Source organism: Microcoleus sp. Pol12B4, assembly GCF_036701385.1.
Classification (GTDB): Bacteria; Cyanobacteriota; Cyanobacteriia; order Cyanobacteriales; family Microcoleaceae; genus Microcoleus.
In genome coordinates this window covers 1-1,151 of record NZ_JAUBQR010000466.1, presented here as the reverse complement: position 1 = coordinate 1,151, position 1,151 = coordinate 1, and the positions used below count along the sequence as shown (strand labels likewise).

Here is a 1,151-nt window from a genome sequence, read left to right as displayed (position 1 = left end):
CCGTAGAGGGAATCGTCTGCGCCTAAGCCCAAAATGCTGTCAGGGCCACCCAAACCAAATATCAAGTTAGCGCCCGCAGTACCTCTGAGGGAGTCGGGGCCGCTGGTGCCCCGAGTGCCGCCAGGTGATCCTCCCGGACTGGTACCGTTGGTAGGGGTTGGGGTTGTGAGGGGAATGGGTCGAATTGGCACTGCTGATGGCATGATTCTGAAGATGGGTTAGAAATTTGCCATTCTAACTTAGCTTAAAACCGGAAGTTATAAGCTCGCCAACCGCCGAGATGAGAAATATCGATCGCACCCGCCACAGCATAAGATTCGCACAAAAAGCCCTGCACGGTGGAGCCATCCTCCAACACCAAAGTACCTATTCCCAGTGGCGGGGGAATTTTAGCGACAAATCCACCGAAAGCGGAGCTCGACAACTCCCAAACTTCCACCTCGATCGCGCTACCGCCCTCTATCTGACGCACCAATCCCGGCTTGCCCAGAGCAGTACCCGTCAAAGCATACAGCTTGTAAATCGGGCTGGTACGGCAGGCGCGAACCAAAACGCCTCCCCCCTCCATTAGTTGATAATTCAGCGGCTCACCGCTCAAATGAGCGCCAACTACGGCTATTTTGACTCGTGCTTCTGAGGAAGATTTTGCTGCGATGGCGGGTTCCGGCAGGGTTGGCAGCGCCTGGCCGGTTGCGCCCAAAGTTCCCCCCAAGCTGGCGTGGAAAGCAGACCCCAGGCGGCAGAGCGATAAATCGTGCCATGCAGGAGCCATCAGTGTCAATCCTGCGGGCAATCCGCTGCTTTGAAACCCGCTGGGAACTGCGATCGCGCACAAATCGAGCAAATTCGCAAAGTTTGTGTAGCGCCCGAGATTGGTGTTGAGCGCGATCGGCTCGGCTGCAACTTCTGCGACAGTATAAATCGTGCCTGTCGTGGGAACAGCCAAAACATCCATTGACTCCCACTGAATTTCTGCCTTCTGGCGGAGTTCGGCCAACCGGTACGACGCGCGGTAAGCCGCGACGGCATCGTAGCGTTTGCCGCCGCTGATAATTTCGTAGACGATCGGATCGATATCCTCTGGGTGCGCGTCGAGGAAATCGCCGATCGCGGCCAACCTTTCTGCTACCCAAGGCCCGCCGTAGAGCAGT

At 56.7% G+C, this 1,151-nt stretch carries 1 protein-coding gene and 1 pseudogene; both read right to left on the bottom strand.

Annotated elements, in window-relative coordinates; all coding sequences use genetic code 11:
• Nucleotides 1-203, bottom strand: a pseudogene (locus QUA38_RS29085) (calcium-binding protein); the annotation flags it as partial.
• Nucleotides 204-244: 41 nt separating this feature from the next.
• Nucleotides 245-1,151, bottom strand: a 907-nt coding sequence (locus tag QUA38_RS29080; protein ID WP_333168013.1) for an allophanate hydrolase-related protein, incomplete at its 5' end; no start/stop codon positions are given.